Consider the following 7,903-nt stretch of genomic DNA (forward strand, 5'->3'; position numbering starts at 1 on the left):
GTATCCGGCACCCGCTTTAAATCCATCCCGTGGTACAAATCGGCCACTTCAGCCTGTCCGGGGTGCCAGCCCCGGGGCCGGCGTCCCCGCCTGCGGGGCAGCACCGTACCGCTGAACTCCGTACCAGGGGCCAGTTCTCCCCACACAAAAAAATAGCCGTTTTCCTTACCTACCACACCAGCGGGAAGCCAGGTTCCGTGCAAAATCAGCATCAACATTCACCCTGGAGGAACTTTTCGACATTTTTTAGCCGTTCCCTGCCCGGATATGAAAGACAACGTAGCTTCACCGGGGGAAATCCACCGGCATGTGAAACCAGGACAGCCATACCGCGTTGGGCTTACTCACCTTCAGCTTACTCTGTCTCCTGTGAATCCCCACCTGAAAAAAGTGCCTTGAGCTCACAGGGCTAAATCATAGACTCAAACCTTATGATCAAAATCCCTATATTTTGTGACTCAAATCACTGTCCACCCCGTCCCGGAAACCTATAATTCTAGTCAAGTCAAGATACTTTCTGCCCCGGGCAGTAGCGCATTATATCCAGCATAATCCAGGGAGGTAATTGAACCATGTTCGGTAACATCATCAGCCGCTTGCTCAACGGGCAGAGCGAAAACAAAAACTTAAAGGAGGTCCAGCTACCAATGTTTTGTTACCAGTGTGAACAGACGGCCAACGGCACAGGTTGTACCAAAGCAGGCGTCTGCGGCAAAAACGAGGACATCGCCAGTTTGCAGGATACCATAATCATCGCTTTGAAAGGGATTGCCGCTTACGCCTACCACGCCCGGGAACTGGGTGCCAGGGATGAACAGGTGGACGCCTTCATGCATGAAGCGCTGTTTACCACCCTGACCAACGTGGACTTCGACTTGAACCGGCACATTGAACTGGTACTCAAGTGCGGCGAAATGAACCTGCGGGTCATGGAACTGCTGGACAGGGCTCATGTGGAACGATTCGGTTCCCCCGAACCCACCAGGGTTTCGACGGGTACCAAGGCCGGCCCGGCCATCCTGATCACCGGTCACGACCTTTTAGACCTGTATGAATTGTTGAAACAAACGGAAGGCACCGGGATCAACGTTTACACCCACGGGGAAATGCTCCCCGCCCACGCTTACCCGGAGCTGAAAAAATTCCCCCACCTGGCCGGCCACTACGGCAGCGCCTGGCAGAACCAGAAAACCGAATTCGACCAGTTTCCGGGCGCCATCCTGGGCACCACCAACTGCGTGCTCATTCCCAGAGAATCCTACAAGGACCGCATGTTTACCTGCGGCATAGCCGGACTGCCGGATGTAACCCATATTAAAAACCGGGACTTCACGCCGGTCATCGAAAAAGCCAGAACGCTGCCACCCCTGCCGGAGAAAGAGGGCGGGACACTGCTTACGGGCTTCCACCACAACGCAGTATTAGCCCTGGCCGATAAAATCATAGGCGCCGTCAAGGCCGGCAAGATCCGCCACTTCTTCCTGGTGGGCGGCTGCGACGGGGTGAAAAAGTCCCGGAACTACTACACCGAATTCGTACAGAAAGTGCCCAAGGACTGCGTGGTGCTGACCCTGGGCTGCGGCAAGTTCAAGTTCAACTACCTGGATCTGGGTGAAATTGAAGGCATCCCGCGGTTAATCGATATGGGCCAGTGCAACAACGCCTACTCGGCCATCCAGGTGGCTGCAGCTCTGGCCGGGGCCTTTAACTGCAGCGTGAACGACCTGCCCCTGAGCCTGGTACTGTCCTGGTTCGAACAAAAAGCCGTAGCCATCCTGCTCACCCTGTTCCACCTGGGGATCAAGAACATCCGCATCGGCCCGTCCGCACCAGCGTTCATTTCACCGAACGTGCTCAAAGTGCTGCAGGACAACTACAACCTGAAGCTAATCACTACACCCGAACAGGACCTGAAGGAAATCCTTGGCTAAACTTGCTGCAGAATCCTGCGCAAAGAATGACGATGCAGGGTAAGACCATTAAAACGCCCCGGCCGGCTATCATACACCCCGGCCGGGGCCTTTATATCTTAATATATCTTAATAGACAAATACCCACCGGACTCAAGTTTTCAGAAAACTCCCCCCCACAAAGTCCTGCAGTGCTTCGCCTCTTCGCTGTGCTTTCCGCAAAATACCGCTTAAGAGAGAAGATCCTTAAGCTCTCCGGCAGTGATTCCCGCTTGCTCCAGTATACTTTTCAAGAGCTTTGGCTTTAAGATCTCACCGGAATGCACAGGAATAGTAACCAGGCTTTTAGCACCCGGCCTTCGTAAGTGGTGGTGGCTGCCCTGTATTCTCACCACCACAAAGCCTGCCTTCTTTAACGCACTAACCACTTCTTGACCTGTAACCCTGGGCAGCCTACTCATGAGGCTATCTCTACCTGCACTTCAGCTATTTCAACGTCTTTTGTGGGCAGGGGCAAACCTTCCCGGGCCAAAGCCGCAAGGTGGCCCGCTATAGCCTCCTTCGCCCTTTCCAGGGCTTCTTCAACGGTGTCTCCTTGGGTGAAGCATCCAGGTAAAGCAGGGACGGAAACGACGTACCCCTGCCCTTCTTCGTCCCACTCGAGGATAACTTTGTACCTGCAAAGCATTTCGAAAACCTCCCCGGCAACATTGCAGCCCGTACATAGTATGTGTCAGCAAAACAATATTTCACTCTTTCCGGGCAAAATCCCTGCACAAGGGGGAAGTTTTTAAACGTCCCGGTACCGGGCTGGCGGAAATAGGGGCGGCTACCTGGTCTGGCTCTGGCTGCGGGAAGGCAAGGGGGCAGTTTCTAGGGGCGGTTTCAATAAATGCGATCCTTCTTCAGCTTTGCCCAAACTCCTCCCGGTACCTGGCCAGGAAATATTCCAGCCGCCTTTTGTTGTTTGTGATTGCTTCCGCCCAGGCGTGGAGCAGTTCCTCCCCTTCCGGAGTCAACTGGTACAGGCGCCTGGCCGGGCCGCCACCGCTGGTATCCCATTGGGAAGAAACCAGGCCCTCCTCTTCCAGGCGACGCAGGTTGCGGTAAACCGTACCCGGGTCGGCCTCACTGTCATGGAAGCCAAACTCCCTCAAGCTCTGCATCAGTTCGTAACCATGGGCCGAACGGCGGTGAAGTAAAAGTAAAAGGCACGGCTGCATAAACCGCTCCATAGGAGCCCCGGCACACCGGCAGTCGCCGTGACGGTGGCCGGGACCGTGATTTCTGCACATCAGACATCCCTCGCTCACCAGGTGGGACCTGTGCGGGATAATAATCCCCGCTCCGGATATTATGCCACAATACTTTCAATCGCTTTAAACATCTTATTAATAGTTTTTTTGCCGACAAATATTAAGCAAACCGGTTTCGTACGGCCCGGCACTCAGAACAATATGGTTTTCGCGGTATTTCCCCGATTCTTAAAATAGAGGCCAGAAGGGAAATAACCCCTTCTGACCGGGATAAATTACCGGTTAACCTTTTAACTCCTTAAGCTTTTCTTCTACCGCCTTGACTTCGGCCTGCAATTGCTTCAAGTAGTTTTCCAGGCGGGCCAGCCGTTCTTCCCTGCTGTAAAAATGCCGGTGAAATTGACCGCCGTGACAGTGGCAGCCCCGGTGCCCGGGAGTATACCCGTGACTATAACCGTGACCATATCCCTGGTGACCGCAACAGTAGCCCTTTTCAGGCGCGTAGAACATATGAATTCACCTCCTCTATGTGTTAGATGCCTATATGGTTCTATAAGTAGTATAGCATCACCCATTGTTTTTGTAAACGCCTTTTCAAAAAAAATATCAGGTCTTTCTTCTCAAGCAAGAAGTTTTTAGGCTTAAAGAAAAAAGCGGGAGCCTTTCTCCCGCTTCGTGCCTGCAGGTACTCTAGCAAACTAAGGAGTTCTTTTGTTTTTCTTCCTCAATGTAACGCTTGATGTCTTCTTTTCCGGGGACCTTGCCGAACACCTTGAGCCCGATGGTTTCACGCGAACGAGAAATGGCCGCAGCTTCTGCGTTACAACCTGTAAACTGGACAAAGCTTTCACTGGTTAAGTTCAAAAACCCAGATAAAGGAAGAGCCGGGATCATACCCCGGCCTATTATCCAAACTGGAGCTGAAAGAACCAATTAACACCCGCAACCGCACCCACACCCGCACCCATTATTTCGGGTGGTTCCTTGAGACGAACCATTGAGAATGGCTTCAAACTTCCTTTTAATTTCCGCAGCTACCTTGTTAACCATTGCCCTGTGTTCTTCACTCAAGTTTTTAGTTGAAAGAGGACCTGACTCCGCGGCCTCTTTACCTATTATATCGGCCACCATAACGTAGTCGCTGACCTTGCCGCTGTATTTTTCCGTAGCTCTTTTAGCGCAATACTTGTCACATCCATCAACGGTAATAGTGGGAAAATTTTGGGCGAAGCTTCTTTCTTCAATCCCGCCCGCCAGAAACAACGGCAAACATATTGTGACCGTTTCCTCCGGATGGATTTCGTCGAGCATTTTTCTGGTGGCCAGCCTGGAAATCGTTCCTCCCAGACAATCTTCCCCGCTGCAAGAAACTACACCGATTTTCATTCTTTCAGTCCTCCTTTAACAGGTCTTTTATAGCATCCTTAACTTTATTAGCCAATTCATCAACCATCTGCCATCCTTCATCTGTAAGAGCGGTAGCATCGCCAGCTTTGGCCCCTTTGTGCTCCTTAAATATGTCGACTGTTCGGAACCCCCTTTTAATTATCCCGCCGGCCATTTCTACATTCTTGGCCGCACAAAGCTTGGGGCAGCCATCGATAGATATGCAGGAAGCTCCCTCAATTTTATCTCTTACCTCTTTATCGCCAGTTACGATGTGGGCAAGACATAATGTTTCAGCTTCGTCTGGACATAATTCGGTAGTAACTTTGAGAGCCGCCTCCCGCGCCACCAAGCCCATAACCTTACCTATGCCGCTGCACGGGATGACCATCACCTTAGACATGAAATTCATCCACCTTTCGCTTCAAAATTTCAAAGTACTTATCAAAATCAAGTAGAAGTTCCCTGTCGCTTTCAAAATCAGTCAGCTCAAGCTCAGCAATCCACCCTTTTTTATAAGGGTCTTCATTAATCAATTCCGGAGAGGATACCAGTTCTTCATTTACCCGCACCACCTTGCCTGATACGGGAGAAACCACTTCAAATACGGCCTTCGCCGATTCTATGGCACCCAGTTCACCGAATTGCTCAACCTCTACCCCAACTTCGGGGGGGTTGAAAAACATGATATCGGAAAGACTTTGCTGGACGTAATCCGTTACTCCGACCCTGGCCCTATTGCCGGAAACATAAGCCCAGCAGTCGTTTTCATTAAAGTAAAAGCCGCTCCTGGGTACACGGAAAATAAACTTGTCCTTTTTATAGATCTCGTAGTCGTATACTATTCCGGAAAAAATGTCCTCCAACGTCGTTTCTACTTTTTCATCTTTTTCTTCCTGAAGCAGTTCGTCAGCGATTTCAGAGGCAAGCGCGAGTTCAGCTTCACCCAACCTCAATGACTTTCCCAGAGTAACATTGCGTTTTTTTGCTTCCTCCGCCACCGTAATTTTTTTAGCGATCTTAAGTCCTTTTTCCGCCGCCAGTTTGCTGGCACAACGAGTTGAACAGCCGTCAATCACAAGCAGAGGCTTTTCATTTGCTATTTTATTATATCGCGCATCGGAAATCCGGTAAAAAACCGGACAGAGCAATTCACTTTCCGACCGCTCGGCAACAAGCAGTGCAATTTCCCGGGCAATACAGCCAGCACTTTTATCCAGCCCGTTACAGGGTAGAACAGCATAGCTATTTGCCATTGTTTTCCATTTCCTTTCTAATTTCTTTTATTTTTCTTGTAGTCTCGGCCTTGTCCGGGAATGATATGGCGTCCAGACCGCAAACCTTCCCGCAGGCTCGGCAGAAAACCACGCAGTTTTCAGGATTTTTTACGATTAATTTTTTTTCCTCGTTTTCTCTCACTTCATAAACGTTGTGTGGGCAGAACTTGACACACTCCATACAGTAATTACACTTGCTGTAATCAATCCGTGGATACCAGTCAATGAGTTTCCTGGGTACGCCCATGAAAGTCTCTTCGCTCATTTTTGCTCCTCCATCCGTTCAAGTGCTTCCTGAACCTTTTTAAAGGCTTCGTCAGTCGTCATGTCCCTGATATCCAGCGGAATCAGGTCTTTCCCAATGTCCATACCCGCGTGTTCGAAAGCGTCCCGGAACATCTTATACTGCATGTTGGGTGCACAGCCACCGACGATAATCTTCCGGCCGGATTTTAAAAAGTCGGCCAGAAACCTGTCCCCGTCGGTTTCACAGAGCTGCGGGTGAATAAAACCGTACTCTACCGGTAATTCCACCCTAACCCGGTTGATAAAGTCCCAAATGTCCATCTTTGAGAACCCCGGACATTTCCCCGTGCATACACACATGATAAAACCTGGTTTCTCTTTTTCGTTCATCGTTTATCCCCCTCTGCCTTTTTTATGCTTTGTGAATGGCCATCGATATTGTATCTCCACATGCTTCCATTATTATTTCACTTAATGTCGGGTGCGGATGAATCATGTCGGCAAGTACCTCTACCCGTACACCCATAGCAATCGCCAGGGTCAGTTCGGAAATCATTTCCGTGGCTCCCGCCCCCAGGATTTGAGCTCCCAGGATTACATGGCTGTCCTTATCAATAATTATCTTGGCAAACCCGTCCCTCTCCCCCATGCAAAGGGCCATGCCATTATTCCTGAAATTAAACCTGCCCACATTAAATTGAATACCTTGTGACTTGCACTGCTCTTCATTCAAACCAACAGAGGCAACCTCGGGGTTTGTATAAACACATGAAGGTACCGTGAGATAATTCACCCTGCTTTCCCAACCCAGCGCGTTTCGCGCGGCAACTTTCCCTTCGGAAAAGGCAACGTGAGCCAGAAGTTTGCCACCTACCACATCCCCGGCTGCGTAAACCCCTTTGACACTGGTTTCCATTTTATCATTTACCAGAATGGCACCGTTTTCTATTTTAACTCCCAGAGCTGCCACGTCTGAGGAATTTATTCTCAACTTTCTTCCGATAGCAACCAAAACCATACCTGTTTTCAATGACAATTCCTTCCCTTTCTCTTCAATAACCACCTCCAGTCCCTCACCGTCTTCCTTAATTTCACAAACCCGCGCGCATAATCTAAAGGAAATCCCCTGTCTTTTCATGATTTTTAACAGTTCCGTGGTAATCTCCTTATCTTCCTGAGGGAGGATGTTCTCTCGAACTTCCACCACCGTAACTTTTGCCCCAACTGCCTTAAACATGGTGGCAAATTCAAGTCCAATAGCCCCTGCTCCCATGATTAGTATATCACGTGGCACTTCTTTTAAATTAAGTGCCTCATCGCTGGTAAGAACATTGGGGAGCGATATCCCGGGAATATCGGGTATAGCCGGGGCCGACCCAGTCGCTATGATCATTTTTTGGCAGCTTAAAATGTTTTCTGTTCCGCCATTTTTTACAAATATTTGGTTGGCGCTGCGTATTTCTCCGTAGCCCCGGAACACCTGGATATTGTTCTTGTCTAAAAGGTGCTCCAGACCCATCCTCAGGTTCTTAACAATTCTTTCTTTCCTGGCCTGGGCAACTTCCCAGCATACCCCCGCCGGTTTCAGCTCAAAACCAAACTCCCCGGCCTTTTTTAAGGAGCGAGCCATCTCCGCAGTTTTAAGCAACGCTTTGGTCGGTATGCAGCCCCTGTTCAGACATGTTCCACCAATATCTTTTTCTTCTACAAGAGCCACACTTGCTCCGAGCCGGGAAGCTTCTATGGCCGCCACATATCCTGCCGGACCGCCACCCAGCACGGCTACATCCACTTGAACCAGCCGCGCCTCCACGTTACCACCTCATCA

General features: G+C 50.1%; 13 protein-coding genes. 1 reads left to right on the top strand and 12 read right to left on the bottom strand.

Annotated features, from left to right (window positions below):
• The coding region (locus tag ACPLUI_RS08120) for a hypothetical protein (RefSeq protein ID WP_424659766.1) at positions 1-212 on the bottom strand (212 nt) is incomplete at its 3' end.
• Positions 213-647: 435 nt separating this feature from the next.
• Here ACPLUI_RS08120 and hcp point away from each other — a divergent pair.
• Complete coding sequence (gene hcp, locus ACPLUI_RS08125; protein ID WP_424659778.1) at positions 648-1,931, top strand: hydroxylamine reductase; 1,284 nt, start codon at positions 648-650, stop codon at positions 1,929-1,931.
• A 209-nt stretch (positions 1,932-2,140) separates the two neighbouring features.
• Here the strand turns inward: hcp and ACPLUI_RS08130 are convergent, their stop codons facing one another.
• The 11 genes from ACPLUI_RS08130 to lpdA form a co-directional block, all read right to left on the bottom strand.
• Positions 2,141-2,371 (bottom strand): type II toxin-antitoxin system HicA family toxin, encoded by a 231-nt coding sequence (locus ACPLUI_RS08130; RefSeq protein ID WP_424659767.1) that lies wholly within the window; start codon positions 2,369-2,371, stop codon positions 2,141-2,143.
• Positions 2,368-2,598 carry a type II toxin-antitoxin system HicB family antitoxin gene (locus ACPLUI_RS08135; RefSeq protein ID WP_424659768.1) on the bottom strand — a complete coding sequence of 77 codons (231 nt, stop codon included), beginning with the start codon at positions 2,596-2,598 and terminating at the stop codon, positions 2,368-2,370. Before ACPLUI_RS08135 ends, ACPLUI_RS08130 begins: the two co-directional genes overlap by 4 nt.
• Positions 2,599-2,815: 217 nt before the next feature.
• Complete coding sequence (locus tag ACPLUI_RS08140) at positions 2,816-3,205, bottom strand: helix-turn-helix transcriptional regulator (protein ID WP_424659769.1); 390 nt, start codon at positions 3,203-3,205, stop codon at positions 2,816-2,818.
• A gap of 243 nt (positions 3,206-3,448) precedes the next feature.
• On the bottom strand, positions 3,449-3,676 hold the full coding sequence (locus ACPLUI_RS08145; RefSeq protein WP_424659770.1) for a hypothetical protein: 228 nt from the start codon (positions 3,674-3,676) through the stop codon (positions 3,449-3,451).
• 180 nt (positions 3,677-3,856) lie between these two features.
• Positions 3,857-4,030 (bottom strand): hypothetical protein, encoded by a 174-nt coding sequence (locus ACPLUI_RS08150; RefSeq protein ID WP_424659771.1) that lies wholly within the window; start codon positions 4,028-4,030, stop codon positions 3,857-3,859.
• 69 nt (positions 4,031-4,099) lie between these two features.
• A complete protein-coding gene (locus tag ACPLUI_RS08155) occupies positions 4,100-4,552 on the bottom strand; it encodes a putative zinc-binding protein (protein WP_424659772.1) in 453 nt (150 codons plus the stop codon).
• A 4-nt stretch (positions 4,553-4,556) separates the two neighbouring features.
• The gene (locus tag ACPLUI_RS08160; RefSeq protein WP_424659773.1) at positions 4,557-4,955 is read right to left on the bottom strand and encodes a putative zinc-binding protein; all 399 of its coding nucleotides are present in this window, start codon (positions 4,953-4,955) and stop codon (positions 4,557-4,559) included.
• Positions 4,948-5,808: a glycine cleavage system protein GcvH gene (gcvH, locus tag ACPLUI_RS08165; RefSeq protein WP_424659774.1), complete on the bottom strand. Its 861-nt coding sequence runs from the start codon at positions 5,806-5,808 to the stop codon at positions 4,948-4,950. The genes ACPLUI_RS08160 and gcvH overlap by 8 nt, the downstream gene beginning before the upstream one ends.
• Complete coding sequence (locus tag ACPLUI_RS08170; protein ID WP_424659775.1) at positions 5,798-6,094, bottom strand: 4Fe-4S dicluster domain-containing protein; 297 nt, start codon at positions 6,092-6,094, stop codon at positions 5,798-5,800. The genes gcvH and ACPLUI_RS08170 overlap by 11 nt, the downstream gene beginning before the upstream one ends.
• Entirely contained in the window at positions 6,091-6,465 is a 375-nt protein-coding gene (locus ACPLUI_RS08175) for a hypothetical protein (RefSeq protein ID WP_424659776.1), read from the bottom strand. Before ACPLUI_RS08175 ends, ACPLUI_RS08170 begins: the two co-directional genes overlap by 4 nt.
• A gap of 22 nt (positions 6,466-6,487) precedes the next feature.
• Positions 6,488-7,888, bottom strand: a complete 1,401-nt coding sequence (gene lpdA / locus ACPLUI_RS08180) for a dihydrolipoyl dehydrogenase (RefSeq protein ID WP_424659777.1) — start codon at positions 7,886-7,888, stop codon at positions 6,488-6,490.
• Positions 7,889-7,903: the final 15 nt, after the last annotated feature.

Origin of the sequence: Desulfofundulus sp., assembly GCF_049701015.1 — a bacterium.
Taxonomy (GTDB): domain Bacteria; phylum Bacillota; class Desulfotomaculia; order Desulfotomaculales; family Desulfovirgulaceae; genus Desulfofundulus.